Origin of the sequence: Paenibacillus agaridevorans, assembly GCF_003112455.1 — a bacterium.
GTDB classification, from domain to species: Bacteria; Bacillota; Bacilli; order Paenibacillales; family Paenibacillaceae; genus Pristimantibacillus; species Pristimantibacillus agaridevorans.
Map to the genome: position 1 here is coordinate 142090 of NZ_BDQX01000458.1, position 18423 is coordinate 160512.

Genomic DNA, 18423 nt, shown 5'->3' on the forward strand with positions numbered 1-18423 from the left:
ACTCTCGAGACCAGCTCGTAAGACAAGTCTCTGCTCTGCTCAGCCAACCCGTCGAACAAAGGCCATGCGTTCGCGTAATCAATCCTCCCGACGGCGATCCGGCGTCCCAGTGTCATGGTGTTCATCTCCCCATCTTCTGTACAAATCATGATCGATGTCTATGTTGTCCAGTACCTTGCCGACGAGGAAATCAATCATCTCTTCCATCGATTGCGGCTTGTAATAAAAGGCCGGCATCGCCGGCACGATCGTAACGCCCAGCCGTGCCAACGTTAACATGTTCTCCAAATGGATCGCATGCAGAGGCGTCTCCCGCGGCACAAGCAGCAGCTTGCGTCCTTCCTTAAGCATCACGTCTGCAGCGCGTGTCATAAGATCGTCCGAGATGCCATGCGCAATGGAGGACAGCGTTCCCATGGAGCATGGCATGATCAGCATGCCCTCCACCCGGAACGATCCGCTGGCGATCGCCGCGCCGATGTCGGCGTTGGGATAAAACACGAGCCGACCCTGGCTCAGCCACTCGCCGAACCGACGTTCCAATGCGGCAGTTCGCTTGCTGGCTTCCCAGCCCAACTCTTCCTTGAGCACCCGCCAGCCCGCTTCCGTAATGACCAGATGAACCTCGTACTCATTTGCCAGAAGCTCTTCGATTAATCGAATGCCGTAGATGGCGCCGCTGGCGCCGGTAAAGCCAACTACCCAGCGCCGGCGCCGCATGGCAGCTTTGCTTGAACCTTTGCCCTTCTCCATTAGCCGAACACCACCAAATCGATAAAGGCAAATGCGAACAGCACAACGCTTAGCGTGCCGTTCATGCCAAAGAATGCTGTCTGTACGCGGGACAAGTCATGCGGTCGAACCATGTAATGCTGGTAGAATAACAGCGTTACGGACAAGAGCGCGCCAAACAGATAGAGCCAACTGAGCTGCGTGCTGACGAACAGCAGGATAAAGCCGATCGCAGTAACGACGTGGAGACCGCGGGCAATCCATAACGCGCCGGCAATGCCGAAGCGAGCCGGAATGGAATGGATCCCCTCTCCCCTATCGTATTCGAAATCTTGCGTCGCATAGATAATATCGAACCCGGCGATCCACAGCGCCACGGTGCCGTACAAGAGCCACGCCGATGCCGAGAACTCTCCCGTAACGGCTACCCAGCCCCCCAGCGGGGACAATGCGATGGTCAAGCCCAGCACAATATGGCACAACCAAGTAAAACGTTTGGTATAAGAATAGATAACAAGGAAAAAGACGGCGATTGGCATCAGCTTCATCGCGATTGGCTCCAGATTGTAAGCCGCGATAAACAACAATGCGAACGAGACGATAACGAACGCCACGACCTCAACCGACTTCAGCAGACCCGCCGGAATCGCGCGGTTGCTCGTGCGAGGATTTTTTTTGTCGATGGCGGCGTCGATGACCCGGTTCAGGCTCATCGCGGCGCTTCTTGCTCCGAACATAGCAAGCGTTACCCAGCCGATCTCGCTCCAGGACGGGAGGTGGCCGTTCATGGCGACTGATCCCAAAATAGCCCCAAGGAACGCGAACGGCAACGCGAACACCGTATGCTCGAATTTAATCATTTCCAAAATTATGCGCAGTTTGCGAATCATGACCCCTAATCAGTTCCCTTCGTTCCGATATGCAGCGCGGCAACTCCGCCGAAGAACAAATCAACCTTTGTCCTCTTCAATCCGGCTTGCTCATAAAGCGCAGTCAGGCCCTTGGAATCCGGGAATTGCTTAAGAGAATGGGGAAGCCACTGATATTCTTTGTGTTTGCCGGCCAACAGCTTGCCGAAAAGCGGCATGATTTTCTCGAAATAAAGATAATAAATGCCTTTAAAAGGCTGCCAAGTCGGCTTCGACATCTCCAGACAAACGACCAGGCCGCCCGGTTTGACGACGCGACGCATCTCCTTGAGCACCTGCAAATAATCGGGCACATTCCGAAGGCCGAAGCCAATCGTCGCGTAGTCGAAGGAATTGTCGGGGAACGGGAGCTCCATCGCGTTGCCCTTAACAAGCTTGATCGTATCCTGCAATTGAAGTTTTTTGATCTTCTCGGCGCCGACATCCAGCATATTTTGGCTGAAATCAAGACCTACGATGTTGCCATGGCCGCTTGCGCCCGCCAGATCAATCGTCCAATCGCATGTACCGCAGCAAATATCAATCGCGCTTTGTCCGCGCTGCACGTTCATCTTCTTCATGGTGAACCTGCGCCAGGCTTTATGCCGGCGAAAGCTGATTACATCGTTCATGAAATCGTATTTCGGTGCGATCGTCTCGAACAAGGCGTGAACGTGACTTTTAGAAGAATTCGTATCCACGTGATCACCTCATCTCGTTAAGTGCCGGCATGTAACCGCCAGTGTTATTCGTAAGTCCGTTAGCGATTGCCGTCAACTCTCGTATCAGCTTGTCCGACTCCAGCCTGCCGATCGCTGTTTTCAGAGCGATCAGGCCGCTCCCCAGCTTCGCGGCAAGATGCTTGCGAACATCATACTTGTGTAAAAGCGTAGCAATGTAATCCTGCTCATATACACCATCGGCAAGCCGATGACGTTCTTCCTCGTTGCCTACCTGGAGTAGATGCCAATACGCCCAGCTTCTGTCGAAGCGGTTGGCGTCTTCGCTGCGCTCCAGCTCTTCGATCGCTACCTCGCAGCGCGAGATGCCGCTCAGCAACTCCGGCCATACTCGCGACAGAGAACCTTCCAGCAAGCTGGCGAAGTGGCCGAACAGCTCGCTTTTGAGCTGCACGGCGTAGCCAAAATAATCGTCGGCGCCCAGCCTCATGCCGCGCATGCGGGAATATAAATTGACCTTCAAGCGATTGACCTCACAGACGGCATCGCTCAGCTTTGTAATCATCCCGATCTGACCTGCCTTCGCCAGAAGCTGATAGAACCTCGCGCTGAAGTAATCGCCCGCCAGTACCTTCAGCTGCCTGGAGCGCATCTCTTTCTCCGTTTTTCTGCGCGTGTCCGTATCGATCAGGTCATGCGTGTCCATCCCCATCTGAACAAGGGATACGACCGTCGTGTACAGCTCGCTATGCTCGCGGCTGTCATTCTCTTCGTTCAGAACGGCATAAAGAAGCCGCAGCCGAGGCTCGGCGGGCGGCGGCAGATCCGTATGTGCTTGTATCATATCATAATTGATGTAGCTTGATGTTAGTTCAGAAATACGGTATTTCGCCATAGATCGAAGCCTCCGGACAAGTGTAGCAGAATTGCCGCTCAATAATCTCACGCTATTATAGCACAACTTGCACCAAAGATCACATTATGCGCACACAGCGTTCATCAATTTGCAACATCCTCCGGCTCGCCTGCTTCGGCAGGTGTTGGCAGCGCATCGGCCGAGAAACCGCTGACGGATCCGAAGCGCGTCTCCCATGCTCGCGTAAAGCTAAGTCTGAGCCGCTGACGCCATACTTCGTCGTGCACGGGATCGGCATACGCCATGGATTGCAGCTCGTCTTCCAGCCAAGCATCGCTTCTGCGCAAGTCAATTGCCGCCAGCAATGTCTTGCGTTCTTCCCCTCGTTCGGAGATCCTGACGAGGAGTCGTTCAATATTGGTTACTTCTCTGAACGCAAGCCCGGTCAGCTTCCCGACATCCGAAAACAGGGATTGCGGACGGTTCTTCCCGGGAGACACAATCAGCTCCAGCGTCAGTACGTTCCCGTTCCATTCCACATGTCCCAGCTTCTCCCGCAAGGGCACTTCCGCCAAAATATCGACCAGATTTACATTCGTCAGTCTGTTGTTTTGTTCTTGGCGCATGACCGCCACTTCGCCTTTGGCGCGAGCTCCTCCATCGAACCAGCCCATTACTACGGTCATCGCTAGCGTAATAAGCAGTGTCGCAAGGGCTGCCGTCAGCCATCCGTTCAACCTCTGCATCTTCATCCACCTTCCAGAGAGGATCTTCCTGTTCTACCCAGTCTGCACATGCAAGAAAGAGACCATACGCATATGCTTCTCCTCTCCATTGTACGAGCATGAAGGATGTAATATTCGACTCTGCGTGACGATCTCTGTTTCCAGGCAAAAAAAAGAACCGAGGCACTGTAGGCGCTGCGATTCTTCCAGTCTAACGTGTTATGCTGCGGCGAGTCATCGCCGCCTTAGGAATCGGTTTCGACCGTGCCGTATTTGGTCATTACGGTCGCCTTTCCCCGGATCTTGATTGCCGAGGTATGATCGGTAAATTGGCAGATTAGCACTTCGTTGCGATCCAGCTTCTCCGTGTGGTGAAACTTCGTATCCTGGCCACGCGTCAGTCCGATGACCTGCACGCCTTGGTCCTTCGCCTTCACAACTATGTATTCCCCAACTGTCGGTTGCTCCATGATGATCCCCTCCGCCTTTCCCGTTACACTCCAATAATTTCAATAAAAAAACGCTCAAACGATCCGTTCGAGCGTTCCGTATTGCTGAAACATTAATTGGATACAAGATCCTTGAGCGATTTGCCCGGTTTGAAAGCCGGCATTTTGCTGGCGGCAATATCGATCTCTTCGCCCGTTTGCGGGTTGCGGCCTTTACGGGCCTGGCGTTCGCGAACCTCAAAGTTACCGAAGCCGACGAGTTGCACCTTGTCACCGCTTTGGAGAGCATCGGAAATCGCTTCGAACACGGCGTCAACCGCTTTCGTCGCATCCTTTTTGGACAGGTCGGACAATTCTGCTACTTTAGCGATCAAATCTGTTTTATTCATCTCTTCACCTCCTTAGGTATATAAAAACTTCTTATCCCTCTTATTCACCGAAAACTTCAAATATATACCTTTTGACCGAACAAACCTATAGTAATACAGCGGAAACACAATTTCAAGTGGGTAAACCCGTTTAAAGCCTATTCCGAGACAATTCTCATCTTCCTCATCCAAAAAAGACGAAAATCATGGGTCTTTTATGCAAAAAGAGCCCTCTTTCAAGCTTATACAGCTTGAGAGAGAGCTCTGCTTACGTTCCAGTCGCGTGATTACAGGATGATCGCGATCAAGCCGCCCGAGCCTTCGTTAATAATGCGGCCCAGCGTTTCCTGCAGCTTGTAGCGGGCATTATCCGGCATAAGGGCGATTTTGCCCTGAATGCCTTCTCTGACGATGGAGTGCAGCGAACGGCCGAAAATATCGGACTCCCATATTTTGATCGGATCGTTTTCGAAGTCTTGCATCAAGTAGCGGACAAGCTCTTCGCTCTGCTTCTCCGTGCCGATGATCGGCGCGAACTCGGACTCTACATCGACGCGGATCATATGGATCGAAGGCGCAGTCGCTTTGAGTCTCACCCCGAATCTCGACCCTTGGCGAATGAGCTCCGGCTCGTCGAGCGCCATCTCCGCCAGCGACGGCGCTGCGATGCCGTACCCCGTCGTTTTAACCATCTCCAGCGCTTCCGCAAAGCGGTCGTATTCCCGTTTCGCATGCGAGAAGTCCTGCATAAGCTGCAGCAGGTGATCCTTGCCGCGAATTTCGACGCCGACAACCTCCATGAGAATGCGGTCGTACAACTCATCCGGGGCATACAAATCGATCTCCGCGACCCCTTGGCCCATGTTCATGCCGCTGAGGCCGGCTCGCGCGATAAAGTCGTAATCCATGAACTGCGCGACAACGCGCTCCACGTCCCTCAGCCTGCGAATATCCTTTACCGTGTCCCTTACGGAATTCTCGTAGTTGCTGCGAAGCCAGTGATTGTCGTTGAGCACCATGACCCAGCTTGGCAGATTGACGTTCACTTCATGCACGGGGAACTCGTAGAGCACCTCGCGCAGGACGGCCATGCCTTCCTCTTCGCCCATCGTGGCCACGCTTAAAGCCATAACGGGAATGTCGTATTTAGCTTGCAGCTCGCTTCGAAGCTGCTGCGTCTCATCCGACTTTGGTCTTGTAGAGTTAATAATCAGCACGAAAGGCTTGCCGACCTCTTTTAACTCCTCAATAACGCGCTCCTCGGCGACGACGTAAGAGTTTCTCGGAATTTCCGCGATGGAACCGTCCGTTGTAACAACGACACCTAGCGTGGAATGTTCCTGAATGACCTTCCGCGTACCGATCTCGGCAGCTTCCTGGAACGGGATCGGCTCCTCGAACCAAGGTGTTGTAATCATGCGAGGACCGTTCTCGTCCTCATATCCTTTTGCGCCTTCCACAGCATAGCCGACGCAATCGACAAGCCTGACGTTTACGTCGAGCCCTTCTGCGACCTTGAGCTGCACGGCCTGATTCGGCACGAATTTTGGCTCTGTCGTCATGATCGTTTTGCCCGCGGCGCTTTGCGGCAGTTCGTCGACGGCCCGAATACGGTCCGATTCGTTCACGATGTTGGGAAGCACGACCGTCTCCATGAACCGCTTAATGAAGGTTGATTTGCCCGTCCGGACCGCGCCTACCACACCGAGGTAAATATCCCCGCCGGTACGTTCGGCTATGTCCTTGAAAATGTCTACTTTCTCCACTGAATATCCCCTCCCAATTGATTTTCCGGTTCGCCGCCTTCCACCGGACAAGAGGGCAGGCCAGCGACGCAACTCGTACATGCTTTCGGACTATTAACATCTTATGTTGGGACTGTCCAATTATGCCGTTTTCCTTCTACGAAATCTTTTTTCCCGTTGTTGCCTGCACCAGCTTCCCTTCCAAATGCGAGAACATCCTATCCAAGATTGAAATATATGAACCATGTAAGAAAACTATGACGGAAGGCAGCGGCGGCATGCAAAAAAAATTCCCTCGCAGGCATAAGCCCGCAAGGGAATTGATGTAAAGCGGTTAAGGCTGAATAGCGACAGGCTCGCCTTCAACAAGCTTGTAAGCTGGCGATTTGACGGGAACATAATCCGAAGAATCCACAAGCAGCGTTCTCAAATCTATGTTTTCTTCGTAGGAAGCTTCGCCGTTCCTCTCCAAAAGCTGCATAATATCAATGCCGTAATCCGTAAATACGGTGCCGTCTTCATCCACGATCGCCCTCTGGGTTGTACCGGAGTACACGCTCGTAATGATCGGCTCCTTTTGCTTCAGCTTGCCGTAATCGATCTCATAGAACCCGGGATAGATAGAATCGCCCTTAGGCACGGCGGTATTCTCTTTTATGTACGCATTCACCCAGTTCTGAATGTCGTTGATTCGCTGCGACGTGACGATATCCATCAGCTTTACGCGCGGTTCCGTCTCTTCATCGAGAATCAGAAAATAATAATGTCCTCCGCCTTCGAACGAAGCGGCGGGAACGTCGCTTATGTATCCTTTTGCTTGCAGCTTGCCGAAGTCGATCAAATATTTTTCGTAGACGGGTACCGACTGGGAGCTGTTCTTGATAGGAAGCAGTTGCAGCTCGTCATAATACTGATCAATGGCACCCTGCACGTTGCGAATGGCTTCTTTGGGCGCCACCTTCCCCTTCAAGCGCTCCTTGGGATACATACATCCGCTTAGAGTCAGAGCGACAAGCACGGTCGCCAAACAAACGAACGCCGCGCGGATCCAAAGTTTGCCGCGCATCGCTTGCGCGGCTTTTGTTGCCGTATCCATCGTTAAATGCTCCTCCTTGCTACCATAGCTCATCTTCTAATTCCTTCTGTCTGGCCAATTGCCTTGCTACAGCAGCTTTAAGCGGATCAAGCGGCAGATCGACCTCCACTCGGCCTGATACCCTAGTCTGGCAGGACAGACGAATTCCTTTTTCGTCCAGCCCGGCCAGCTTGCGCCGCTCAACGTCGCCGATAGGCTGCAGCTCGCTGCCGGGTCGGACGGTTACCTTGCACATAAAGCATGCAGCCTTGCCGCCGCAACGGGTCGCGATAGCTATGCCGGCGCGCTTGGAAGCATCCAGCACGCTTGTTCCTCGCCTTACACGAACGGACTTGCCGCTGGGCCAGAAGACGACTTCAGCATCCATTGCTCTTCACCTGCTTCCGATTGACCTAACCAGCCATGTACCTCGCCGATCGCGAGCGGACTAAACGTGTTTCTGTCCTCGATCACGGCCAATGCCCCTTGATGCCGGGTTGGGTTAGCGGCATAGGCTTCGGTAATCATCCTGACACGATCCGGCCGTCCTCTCAACGCGTTGAACCATAGCTCATGCGCTAGCGGAACGACTACGGCGGCAGGGAGACCTTCCTCCACCATAACGGGAAAACCATTCGGTATCAGCACTTGCCGCACTTCCGTCCAATAAGAGCATTGAAAGGCCGAGACATGAAATCCGCTGACCAATTCCACGCGTACGCCTTCCAGTTCATAATGACTGAGTGTGGATCGATAGATCGCCGTTTCGCTGTATGCCGCTTCGTCGACCGCGAACGGCCGCAACCGTTCATGGAGCTCCTGGCTGTCTTCTTCGTCGCAATACAGATCGAGGTCACGCGGTTTGGCGGGCAGCGACAGGCCTCTGAGCAACAGCCCCGCACTGCCCCCTACGACCCACTTTTCGTTTCCCGCAAGCCTGATAATGGCAGCCAGCGCCTTCTTGATTTCTGCCTTTTCCGTCATAGCTGCACATCCTTCGAACTAGTCAATTCTGTATATCAGAAATACGTTTTGTTCATGGCCGCGATCCGGCCGGCTCCATCCTTTACAATGGCCTGGCAGCCCAAGCGGAATCCTTCCTCGAATTCCTGCGGCTCCAACCGGTCCCACTCCTCGTCGGTGACGTCTTCAAGATACTCCAATCCCTCCGTAACAAGGCAACGGCATCTTGCGCAAGTGCCCCGCGTACAAGAAAAACTGAAGTCAACGCCGTGTTTCATCGCGTGATCCAGCAACGACAGCCCGGATTCCGCTTCCACTTCTTTCGTTATCGTTCTACCCTTAAGTTCAATCATTACGTTACGCGTCCTTTCTCCCGCCAACTCTTCATTCCTTATGTAATTGCCCCTAGATTATAGAAAAGAAACCATAAATAAATCCGAATACGAGCAATATAAAGGCGACAATCGACAGAACAAGCTTTACGACGCCTTTGGTCTTTACCCGGGCAAACGTAATCACGAACGCTGCCAGCGCCATCAAGCCGATGCCGATAAACGACACCCACATCTTTGTCATTGCATCCATTGTATGACCATTCTCCTAATCTGCTTCGATATCATCCTCATCCATTATAACACCCGTCATAAGTCGGCGCACATGTTACCCTGTCCGCAATTCTGACAAAAATGAGACAAAAAGCCATGGCAAGGCCCCTGTGACCCGAGAGACCGTCTCTCGCAGGAGCTTCCATGGCTTTGACCCACACTACTTTTTGAGCATCATCTTGACTAAAGATTCCATGCTCGACGGATTCATTCCGCTCGCTTTAACGGCTTTCACGATATCGTTCACGGTCGATTCCGGCACTTTGATTTTTGCCATGTCGGCGACTTGCTTTACCAGTTTGCGCAGCTCCGCTTCATTTTGGAGCGTGTTTGCATCTACGCCGCTCGCCAGCTTTTTGACCGCATTTTCCGAGATGTTTTTGCCCGTTTTTTTGTTGATGGCGCCGAGCACATCTTTGGGAATTCCTTTGGACAATGACTTCACCCTCCTCATGTGTTGCGCTCATGACATCATATGAGAGGGGATAACAAGTGGTGTAGGCGGCAAGCTACGCAAGCGGTTCGATCTCGTGCGTCTTTAGCCGTCCCATCAGCTCGCCGACGGCGTCCTCAGGCGATTTGCCCTGGAATAACACCGCGTAAAGCTGAGTCGAAATAGGCATCTCCACATGATATTGCTTGGACAATTCGTAAGCGGCCCGTGTCGTGCGAACGCCTTCGACGACCATGCCCATTCTTTGTAGCACATCCTCAAGCGGCGAACCATCGGCAAGCATGGAGCCTGCGCGCCAATTACGACTATGCGTGCTTGTACAGGTTACGACCAGGTCGCCAACGCCTGCCAAGCCGGCGAATGTCAGCGGATTGGCCCCCATTGCAGCGCCCAGTCTTCCAATCTCCGCAAGGCCGCGTGTTAGAAGGGCGGCTTTTGCATTGTCCCCGAACCGGAGTCCGTCCGACAGTCCAGCTCCCAGAGCAATAATGTTTTTGATTGCTCCGGCGACCTCCACTCCCACAACGTCTGAGTTCGTATAGACGCGGAATGAATTGTTCATGAACGCATCTTGAGCCCGCTCTGCCTTATCCGACTCTTCTGAAGCGACTACGACGGTTGTCGGCTGCTTTCGAATGACTTCTTCTGCGTGGCTCGGACCGGACAAGACGACGATCGACGACTGCGGACGTCCCAGTTCCTCCGCCAGCACGGAAGACATCCTCTTTAGCGTATCGGTCTCGAAACCTTTTGTCGCATGAACAATTAGCGTGTCCTTGCCTAGATAAGGAGACGCTTGCCCAGCCACCTGGCGCATCGCGCCGGAAGGAGCCACAAACAATGCAAGCTCCGCGCCCGCAAGCGCCGTTTCCATGTCGGTTGTTGCCGTAAGACCGACAGGCAGCTCCGCATCAGACAAATATTTGGCGTTTCGTCTAGTACCATTAATTTCTTTAGCCTGCTCCTCGTTTCGAGTCCACAAGCTGACCTGATATCCATTGGAAGCAAGCACAGACGCAAGCGCCGTACCCCAGCTTCCTGCAACCAATACAGCGGCTTTACGCACTCCTGATGAGCTCTCGTTGATCGTCATGTCCTTCAAGCCTCCTTCTTAGCACCAAGCTTGTTCTCCGTCCCTTGCGCCAGCTTTACGATATTGGTCCGATGACGCAGGAAGGAGAATGCGCAAATCGCCAACGCTCCTGCAAGCAGAGGCCAGGAAAAGTCCAGCCAAATAATGAACAGCGGCGTCAGAGCCGCAAAAATAAGCGAGCCAAGCGACACGTAGCGGGTAATCGCTATGATGGCGATGGCCACGATGCCGGCATACAGCGCAGGGAAAAACGCCAGCGTCGCGATGACGCCGACTGCCGTCGCAATCCCTTTGCCTCCTTTAAAGCGGAACCAGATCGGCCAGTTGTGGCCGATAATGGCCGCAAGGCCGCATAGAACGGGCGTCCAGGCTCCATCGCTAAGCGCGTACCCGATGGCGATTGCCGCAATGCCTTTGGCAATGTCGAGCAAGAAGACTAGAATGCCAGGCCCTTTGCCCAGCACGCGAAGCGTATTGGTCGCGCCGGCATTGCCGCTGCCGTGCTGCCGGATGTCGATTCCCTTGACCAACCTGGCGATAACGATGCTAAATGATACCGAACCTAACAAATAGCTAAGTACAACCGCGATAATATCAAACACCGATTCCATTCTCCCCTAGTCTTCGTCGGATTTGCGACGCGTATAGATACGCACCGGCGTTCCTTCGAAATCGAATGCTGCGCGAATCTTGTTTTCCAGATAACGCTCGTACGAAAAGTGCATAAGCTCAGGATCGTTAACGAAACAGACGATCGTCGGAGGTTTCGTCGATACTTGCGTCACGTAATTAATACGCAAACGCTTGCCCTTATCCGATGGCGGAGGATTAATCGCCACCGCGTCGGAAACAACATCGTTAAGCAGATGCGTCTGAATACGAAGAGCATGCTGCTCCGACACATGATTAACGACCGGCAAAAGCTTATGTAAACGCTGTTTCGTCAGTGCGGACAGAAAAACGACCGGTGCATATGTCATAAACAGGAAGTGGTCGCGAATGCTCTGCGTGAAATGCTGCATCGTCTTGTCGCTTTTATCAACGATATCCCACTTGTTTACGACAAATACCGAGGCTTTGCCTGCCTCATGAGCATAGCCGGCAATATGCTTGTCCTGCTCGATAATGCCTTCTTCTCCATTGATAAGCACGAGCACCACATCCGCTCGCTCAATAGCTTTCATCGCGCGCATTACGCTATACTTCTCCGTGGATTCGTACACCTTGCCGCGCTTGCGCATGCCTGCCGTATCGATCAGCACGTAACGCTGGCCATCATGCTCAAACGGCGTATCGATGGCGTCGCGGGTCGTACCCGCCACGTTGCTGACGATAACGCGGTCTTCCCCGAGAAGCGCATTGACTAGCGAGGACTTGCCGACGTTAGGACGTCCGATCAACGCCACTCGTATTACATCCTCATCGTAGCCGTCGTCTTCCAGCTCGGGGAGCAGATCTGTTGCCGCATCCAGCAGATCGCCGATTCCGATGCCATGCGAACCGGAAATCGCAATCGGTTGACCGAAGCCCAGACCATAAAATTCGTAAACGTCATCCATCCGATTTTCGTTGTCCACCTTGTTAACGGCAACAACGACGGGCTTGCGCGAACGGAACAGCATCTGCGAGACCTCTTCGTCCGAATGTGTAAGACCGGTCTTGGCATCCACCATGAAAATAATAACGTCCGCTTCCTCGATAGCCAGCTCGGCCTGCATGCGGACGGACTTCATAATTTCGTCTTCGCCATCTATCTCGATGCCGCCGGTGTCCACAATGCTGAACGGCTTGCCGTTCCATTCTCCCGTGCCGTACAGACGGTCGCGGGTTACTCCCGGCTTGTCCTCAACAATTGCCAGCCGATCGCCGATGACTCTGTTGAATATGGTCGACTTCCCCACATTCGGTCGTCCGACGATGGCAATAACGGGTCTAGCCATAGTAGGTTTTCAACTCCTTAAAAGTTTGCGAAGCAAACTTACTTCGTAAGCATCGTTTCACAAGTCAAAATTCTCACGTTACTCATCATAGCAAAAAAGTACGCTCTTGGCTAACATTTCATATTACCGATGGTTCACCAGGATGATGGAGCCGTTTTTTAAATCATGTGCGCTCGCATCCAAAATTTTTTCCAGCAAAAAGGACGTTGCCTGCAGTTCCGTCTCATCCCGTGCAATAAAGATCGGCGCTCCGCCCGCCACGGCATCGCTTCTGACCGATACTACGGCTATAATCTCAGCTATGGGAATCACCCTCCAACTGGTTGACTTGCGCTTCCGTCGGCATGCGTACTGCCGATTCCATAATTGGCACTCGTTTAATGATCTCGACACCTTTGCCCCGCTCTCGATCTTGCGGGATGAGGAATACCGCCAGTCTGCCGTCCTTCATATCCAGCTTCGCCATGGGAATGAGGGCCGGCTCACCGTCATCCCGGTAGACGCCTAGTATAGTCGCCAGATCATACAGAATGGCTTGTCTTTGGCCGAGATTGGTCAACGTGACCTTGGCGTTGGGATTACGTGGCGTCAGCACAAATCCGATACCCCGCTCCGCGATAATCTGCTGATTTTCCTTCAAGCCTACATTCATGATGTAGATATCGTCCACAAAGAGATCCGGACCATCCATTTTAACCGCAGCGATCTTGACCCCTGCTATATGATCTATCGAGCGGCCCGACTTCAGTTTCATAACAATGATAAGCGACAGGACTCCGGCTCCTAATCCATACCAGAAACTAAGCAAGATCGCGAACAAGCTGGTGACGAGAGCCGACATAATGACCAAATAATTGCGTCCTTCAAAAACCATGGCTATTCCTTCTATATAAGTAGAACCTCTGCTGACCAGCTCCATACTATCGATCTTCGTTAGCGTCTCACGTTCCATCTTGCGGACATCCCGAAATTGCTGTGCAGCAAGCGTCAGGAAAGTGATCGCCGTATAATCCTTGTTAAACAATGCCGGGACAGCAACCGCTCCAAGCGCTGCAGCGATTACCCCTAAGGAGATATGGATAATTCTGCCGTGAGGGTAAGTGGGGTATTGCCGATAATCCGTCTTCAGCATAAGTAATCTGGCGATAATGCCGAATGCGATACCCAACAGCACACCCGTTAAATGGCGATTCTGTTCCATATAGTAAAGCATGCCTTTACTCTCCTCCTTTACCCGGCCTGCTCATCGTCCGGACCATAATGGCTGCCGATCGCTTAACGCCATAAACAGCAAGCGAGCATCCAAAGGCTGCGGATGCGGCAATGCTCAATGAATCCCACCATTGGATAGAACCAACAGCCGCCTTATAAACTCCGTGATCCAGCCAAGCGCATATGATTTCGCCCAGAACGCTTCCCCATAACAATGCTCCGCATTGATATCGGATATTGAGTGTGAACAATGGGCACAACAAGCCGCAAAATAGCGAAGCATTCCAGGCCGGCTCCAGCCAGTACAATACGGGATCATGCGTGTACAGGCTTCGAATGCTACCCCAAATAATCGACAACATGAGTGCGCACAACATCAAATAACTTCTCTGTCCTTTATTGGCGTTATTCGCCAGCGCTAGCAGACTCCCTGCTAACAAAACAGCGATGATGACATGAATTCGCACCGTAGGCAATGACTCCGGAAATGGGGACCACCAGTACCCCGTATAAGCGGCAATCGCAACCGCTATCCCCAGCACAATAACACCTAACGTTCCTAGTCTAGGCGCCAAGTAAGGCTTCCACCCTGTCGCAAATAAAATAACGATGATTACGCTTAACCAGATGGTAACATAACCGGGAATCATAAGTTCTCACCTCTTATATTCCCTATTATGACCTAAAGCAAAGAGGCTATTCCCGTTTGCAACGGGAATAGCCTCTTCTAGTGGTAAGTCATTGAACTGAAATGACGCCGCAATTTTTACTTAAGTTTGCTGAGTTTGTCGCCGAAGCGCTCGCCCAGGGAGTAGCTCATGCTGGAGCTATTAAGGCTGACGTTAGGATTGTTGATCTCTTCCATCTTAGGAGCACGAGGTGCGCGCGGTCCGCGATCACGATCTTGTCTTGGAGCTGCTTCTGATTGTTCAGGAGCCTCTTCCGTTTCTTTGATGCTCAGGGATACGCGCTTCTCGGCAGGATTGAAGTCAAGAACCTTCGCCTTCACTTCTTGGCCTTCCTTAAGAACCTCGAATGGTGTCGCAACATGGCGGTGAGCGATCTGGGAAATATGAACCAGACCTTCTACGCCCGGAGCAATCTCAACGAATGCGCCGAATGTTACGATACGGCGAACCGTACCCGTTACAATATCGCCAATGTTGAATTGGCCTGCAGCGGAATCCCAAGGACCTGGTTGAGCCGCTTTGATGCTGAGGCTGATTTTGCCTGCGGACGGATCTACTTTAAGTACTTTGACTCGTACCGATTGTCCTTCGGATACAACATCCTTAGGATGAGCGACATGCTGCCATGACAGCTCGGATACGTGAACAAGACCGTCGATGCCGCCGATATCTACAAATGCGCCGAACGGAGTCAGGCGTTGAACCGTACCCTCAAGCTCTTGGCCCACTTCAAGGTTGTTCATGATTTGCAGTTTGTTTTGTTCGAATTCCGCGTCCAATACTTCCTTCTGGGACAAAATCACTTTTTTGTTTTCAAGATCCAGTTCCTTCACTTTAACGCGAAGCGTACGACCTTTGTAGTCGCTGAAGTCTTCGACGAAGTGACGCTCAACCATGGATGCAGGAATAAATCCGCGAACGCCAACGTCCGCAACAAGTCCGCCTTTAACCACGTCGGCAACTGTTACTTCGAAGATCTCGCCGCTCTCGAAACGTGCTTGGATCTCTTCCCAGCCCTTAGCGGAATCCACAAGTTTCTTGGACAACACAAGGCTTTCTTTGTTGTCGTCGATGCTTACGACTTTCAGTTCAACTTCTTGACCGACTTGAACCGCATCGCCTGCGTTCTCAAGTTGTACGGAAGAAAGTTCGCGAAGCGGAATAACACCGTCATATTTATATCCAAGGCTTACGTAAGCTTGGTTATCTTCGATTTTGACGATTGTACCCTTGACGGAGTCGCCTTTCTTCAAAGAAACGAAATTATCCATTGCGTCCTGGCTCACTTCCTCCGCAACGGTTTCTTGCACATTGATCTCTTCTGACATTGAAATAACCTCCTCAGTTCTAACCCCAACTTTATTTAAACCCGGCGCCGATCTCTCAGGCAACCGGCATTTAAAACATCTTAACGATTCTGTGCTGCGAGCTGGCCGATGCGTTCCATGACAGCATCCGTTACCTGCTCGAGCATATCCGGAGATGATTCGTGAATGATAGCTGTAAGATCAAGCGGCTCTCCGTAACAGACCCTTGTCTTGCGAAATAATCGATAGCCTCCAACGATTGCAACCGGAACGATGGTCGCCCCGCTTCGAACGGCAATCATTGCCGCGCCTTTTTTTGCTGCGCCAGGCGTCTTGCGCGATCCCTCCGGAAATATCCCGAGGACGTTGCCTTCCTTAAGCAAGGTAATGGCCGACTTGATTGCATCCTTGCTGACGCCTCCGCGTTTTACCGGGAAAGCACCGAACGCACGGATTAAGGGTCCGAACACAGGCACCTTAAACAATTCTTCCTTCGCCATGAAGTTAACCTTGCGCGGCACCAATACGCCGATTGTAGGCGGGTCCAGATTGCTGATATGATTGGATGCGAGAATGACGGGGCCATCCTTCGGGATATGATGCAATCCCCTGGCTTCCAACCGGAACAACAGCCGATACAGCACTCGGAGCAAAAAGCGGAATAAGAGGTATAACATAGTTTACTTCGCCTCCGCCAATTTGGTTCTGCTCAATCGTACGATGGTTGCAACAACTTCGTCGATCGTCATTCCGCTGCTGTCCAGCTCGATAGCATCGGAGGCTTGGATCAATGGTGCAATCTCGCGGCTGGCATCCAGCCTGTCCCGCTCCGCGATCTCGGCTTCCAGTTGCTCTAACGGTACAACATCAACGCCGCTCAATTCCCTGTGCCTGCGGCTCGCACGTTCCCTTACCGATGCGGTAAGGAAAATTTTCAGCTCGGCATTAGGCAATACATGAGATCCGATATCCCGGCCATCCATGACGACTCCCTTGCGTTCCGCAAGTTCCCGCTGCATGCGGCCCAGCACTTCCCTGACGATTCCGCTGGCTGCGAAATGCGAAACCTGCCTTGTCACATCCAGGGAACGAATCTTATCCGTCACTTCTTCGTCGTCTACAAAAACGGATTGCCCGCTCTCGCCGGGTTCCAGCCGAATTCGGATGTCTTTCATCAGCTTGCCCAGCTGCTCTTGCTCGTTCGCCGCAATCGCCAAGCGCTGCGCGCTGTACGTTACGGCCCGGTACATCGCGCCGGTATCGATGTACACATACCCTAATTGCCCGGCGACCAACCTGGCAACCGTGCTCTTGCCCGCGCCTGCCGGCCCGTCAATCGCAATATTAATGCGGTCGCTGTCGCCATCTTGCTGCGCCACTTGCGGTCTACCTCCTTTGAAACAGGACGGCCTCTCCTCTCCGAGTCCGGCCAAGGCCGGCGTTCAAAGAAAAAGCAGGCATTGCCTGCGAACGTGAAAATTATACCACACTATGCCTCGATATGCAAAAGAGAAGCGCTAGTTCAGGCGGGTTCCTTCCCACCGATCTGCGCTTGACAGGACGAGTCTAATGTAGTCGTTTTGGATGGCCAGCTGAGCCAAAAGAAGGGCGACAAGCAAGATTACGATGACTTTAATCAGCCTCCGGCTGACTACGTCGAGCCAGTTGACGAGCCGCTTCGGGGTTACGGCGTTAACCTGTTTTTTTAGTGTCATGGGAACATCTCCAACTTTATGTGTTAAGGATATGTTCCCACGTAGTCACTCTATTATTCATCGATTCCGATATTCCAGCTGCTTCTCGAAGCAGAAACGGATAATTTTTTGACGTTCGGAGTCGCTGATGCTGAGATACTTGATCATGACCTGCTTACGGCCGGATTCCAGCACGTTGACCCTGATGACCTCCGCTGTAAAGGAGACATGTTCAATCATGCCATTTTTGTACGGCACAAGCAGCCAGCACTCCAGTACGTTCTCGCTTTGCAATCCCCGCTTTCCGTCGCATACAAAGGAGATGCCCCCGCCGCCAACATCGTCCGTCCTGCATAGGAAACGCTCGTGACTGCCGACCTTGACCGCAAGTTCCAGCTCCGCGGGAACCCGAAGGAAGCTTCTGCGTTGCACCTTCGTCATTTTATCCGGATCGGGACGAAGAATTTTGACTAATCTCACTGCGCCGTCTTCCTTGAAACCGATGACATGCGAGTCAAAAAAATGTTTTACGCCCTCGGGCGACAGGAAATAAACCGACATCTCGTCCCCAAGGAACAATCTCTTCAACCGTCCCGACTTCTCATTAAGCGGATATTCGATCAGAAGCCCGCTCTCGTCCTCGTCGGCAATTCTAGAGCGGTATTCCTGAGCAGCCTCCGCCTCATCGGAAGAAGCGATCTGATAGTATAACATCCCGTTAACTTTTGGCAACAAATTGTTTCCCTCCCATATATCAGCCATTATAGCATGTCGATATAAAGGGAGCTATAAGAGGTAGTTCAAAAAGTCCGCTTTTGATCACGAAGTATGCCAGGAAGCCTACTCGACATCGAATATTAAATTCAGGCGAAACTAAGCGTATGCTTTCGAAGTATGTTTCCTCCGGAAACATTGCAGTTGCTGTAGC

At 52.3% G+C, this 18423-nt stretch carries 25 protein-coding genes; all 25 read right to left on the reverse strand.

Features of this window, described 5'->3' with window-relative positions; translation table 11 throughout:
* Window positions 1-78: 78 nt before the first annotated feature.
* The 25 genes from PAT3040_RS34295 to PAT3040_RS34415 all read right to left on the reverse strand — a co-directional run bounded on the left by PAT3040_RS34295 (window position 79) and on the right by PAT3040_RS34415 (window position 18230).
* On the reverse strand, window positions 79-753 hold the full coding sequence (locus tag PAT3040_RS34295; RefSeq protein ID WP_258235299.1) for a UbiX family flavin prenyltransferase: 675 nt from the start codon (window positions 751-753) through the stop codon (window positions 79-81).
* A complete protein-coding gene (locus PAT3040_RS34300) occupies window positions 753-1622 on the reverse strand; it encodes a UbiA-like polyprenyltransferase (RefSeq protein WP_108996178.1) in 870 nt (289 codons plus the stop codon). Before PAT3040_RS34300 ends, PAT3040_RS34295 begins: the two co-directional genes overlap by 1 nt.
* Before the next feature lie 5 nt (window positions 1623-1627).
* Window positions 1628-2341: a demethylmenaquinone methyltransferase gene (locus PAT3040_RS34305; protein WP_108996179.1), complete on the reverse strand. Its 714-nt coding sequence runs from the start codon at window positions 2339-2341 to the stop codon at window positions 1628-1630.
* Between the two features lie 4 nt (window positions 2342-2345).
* Window positions 2346-3215: a heptaprenyl diphosphate synthase component 1 gene (locus PAT3040_RS34310; protein WP_108996180.1), complete on the reverse strand. Its 870-nt coding sequence runs from the start codon at window positions 3213-3215 to the stop codon at window positions 2346-2348.
* 104 nt (window positions 3216-3319) lie between these two features.
* Window positions 3320-3922 (reverse strand): hypothetical protein, encoded by a 603-nt coding sequence (locus PAT3040_RS34315; protein WP_108996181.1) that lies wholly within the window; start codon window positions 3920-3922, stop codon window positions 3320-3322.
* Window positions 3923-4146: 224 nt separating this feature from the next.
* Window positions 4147-4371, reverse strand: coding sequence for a trp RNA-binding attenuation protein MtrB (gene mtrB, locus PAT3040_RS34320; RefSeq protein ID WP_087567005.1), 225 nt, complete (start codon window positions 4369-4371; stop codon window positions 4147-4149).
* A 92-nt stretch (window positions 4372-4463) separates the two neighbouring features.
* Window positions 4464-4739: a non-specific DNA-binding protein Hbs gene (gene hbs / locus PAT3040_RS34325; protein ID WP_087567006.1), complete on the reverse strand. Its 276-nt coding sequence runs from the start codon at window positions 4737-4739 to the stop codon at window positions 4464-4466.
* A 266-nt stretch (window positions 4740-5005) separates the two neighbouring features.
* A complete protein-coding gene (gene spoIVA, locus PAT3040_RS34330; protein WP_087567007.1) occupies window positions 5006-6484 on the reverse strand; it encodes a stage IV sporulation protein A in 1479 nt (492 codons plus the stop codon).
* A gap of 313 nt (window positions 6485-6797) precedes the next feature.
* Complete coding sequence (locus PAT3040_RS34335) at window positions 6798-7592, reverse strand: YphF family lipoprotein (RefSeq protein ID WP_108996182.1); 795 nt, start codon at window positions 7590-7592, stop codon at window positions 6798-6800.
* Window positions 7579-7926 carry a 2Fe-2S iron-sulfur cluster-binding protein gene (locus tag PAT3040_RS34340; protein ID WP_108996183.1) on the reverse strand — a complete coding sequence of 116 codons (348 nt, stop codon included), beginning with the start codon at window positions 7924-7926 and terminating at the stop codon, window positions 7579-7581. The genes PAT3040_RS34335 and PAT3040_RS34340 overlap by 14 nt, the downstream gene beginning before the upstream one ends.
* A complete protein-coding gene (locus PAT3040_RS34345) occupies window positions 7878-8522 on the reverse strand; it encodes a nucleotidyltransferase family protein (RefSeq protein ID WP_108996184.1) in 645 nt (214 codons plus the stop codon). Before PAT3040_RS34345 ends, PAT3040_RS34340 begins: the two co-directional genes overlap by 49 nt.
* A gap of 35 nt (window positions 8523-8557) precedes the next feature.
* Window positions 8558-8854, reverse strand: coding sequence for a 2Fe-2S iron-sulfur cluster-binding protein (locus tag PAT3040_RS34350; protein ID WP_108996185.1), 297 nt, complete (start codon window positions 8852-8854; stop codon window positions 8558-8560).
* Window positions 8855-8906: 52 nt separating this feature from the next.
* Window positions 8907-9086, reverse strand: a complete 180-nt coding sequence (locus PAT3040_RS34355; RefSeq protein WP_087567012.1) for a DUF2768 family protein — start codon at window positions 9084-9086, stop codon at window positions 8907-8909.
* 180 nt (window positions 9087-9266) lie between these two features.
* A complete protein-coding gene (locus PAT3040_RS34360; protein ID WP_087567013.1) occupies window positions 9267-9542 on the reverse strand; it encodes a stage VI sporulation protein F in 276 nt (91 codons plus the stop codon).
* 73 nt (window positions 9543-9615) lie between these two features.
* A complete protein-coding gene (locus PAT3040_RS34365; RefSeq protein WP_108996186.1) occupies window positions 9616-10653 on the reverse strand; it encodes an NAD(P)H-dependent glycerol-3-phosphate dehydrogenase in 1038 nt (345 codons plus the stop codon).
* Window positions 10654-10658: 5 nt separating this feature from the next.
* Complete coding sequence (plsY, locus tag PAT3040_RS34370; protein WP_246608691.1) at window positions 10659-11255, reverse strand: glycerol-3-phosphate 1-O-acyltransferase PlsY; 597 nt, start codon at window positions 11253-11255, stop codon at window positions 10659-10661.
* A gap of 15 nt (window positions 11256-11270) precedes the next feature.
* Entirely contained in the window at window positions 11271-12593 is a 1323-nt protein-coding gene (gene der, locus PAT3040_RS34375; RefSeq protein ID WP_087567016.1) for a ribosome biogenesis GTPase Der, read from the reverse strand.
* Between the two features lie 123 nt (window positions 12594-12716).
* Window positions 12717-12905: a capping complex subunit for YIEGIA gene (locus PAT3040_RS34380; protein ID WP_507763386.1), complete on the reverse strand. Its 189-nt coding sequence runs from the start codon at window positions 12903-12905 to the stop codon at window positions 12717-12719.
* Window positions 12889-13806 (reverse strand): YIEGIA family protein, encoded by a 918-nt coding sequence (locus PAT3040_RS34385; protein ID WP_087567017.1) that lies wholly within the window; start codon window positions 13804-13806, stop codon window positions 12889-12891. The genes PAT3040_RS34380 and PAT3040_RS34385 overlap by 17 nt, the downstream gene beginning before the upstream one ends.
* A 4-nt stretch (window positions 13807-13810) precedes the next feature.
* Window positions 13811-14455 (reverse strand): YphA family membrane protein, encoded by a 645-nt coding sequence (locus PAT3040_RS34390; RefSeq protein WP_087567018.1) that lies wholly within the window; start codon window positions 14453-14455, stop codon window positions 13811-13813.
* 116 nt (window positions 14456-14571) lie between these two features.
* Window positions 14572-15822 carry a 30S ribosomal protein S1 gene (gene rpsA, locus PAT3040_RS34395; protein WP_087567019.1) on the reverse strand — a complete coding sequence of 417 codons (1251 nt, stop codon included), beginning with the start codon at window positions 15820-15822 and terminating at the stop codon, window positions 14572-14574.
* 80 nt (window positions 15823-15902) lie between these two features.
* Window positions 15903-16478 carry a lysophospholipid acyltransferase family protein gene (locus PAT3040_RS34400; protein WP_087567020.1) on the reverse strand — a complete coding sequence of 192 codons (576 nt, stop codon included), beginning with the start codon at window positions 16476-16478 and terminating at the stop codon, window positions 15903-15905.
* A 3-nt stretch (window positions 16479-16481) separates the two neighbouring features.
* Window positions 16482-17180, reverse strand: a complete 699-nt coding sequence (gene cmk / locus PAT3040_RS34405) for a (d)CMP kinase (RefSeq protein ID WP_108996188.1) — start codon at window positions 17178-17180, stop codon at window positions 16482-16484.
* 138 nt (window positions 17181-17318) lie between these two features.
* Window positions 17319-17516, reverse strand: a complete 198-nt coding sequence (locus tag PAT3040_RS34410) for a hypothetical protein (protein ID WP_108996189.1) — start codon at window positions 17514-17516, stop codon at window positions 17319-17321.
* Window positions 17517-17573: 57 nt separating this feature from the next.
* The gene (locus PAT3040_RS34415; protein WP_087567023.1) at window positions 17574-18230 is read right to left on the reverse strand and encodes a flagellar brake protein; all 657 of its coding nucleotides are present in this window, start codon (window positions 18228-18230) and stop codon (window positions 17574-17576) included.
* Window positions 18231-18423 lie beyond the last annotated feature (193 nt).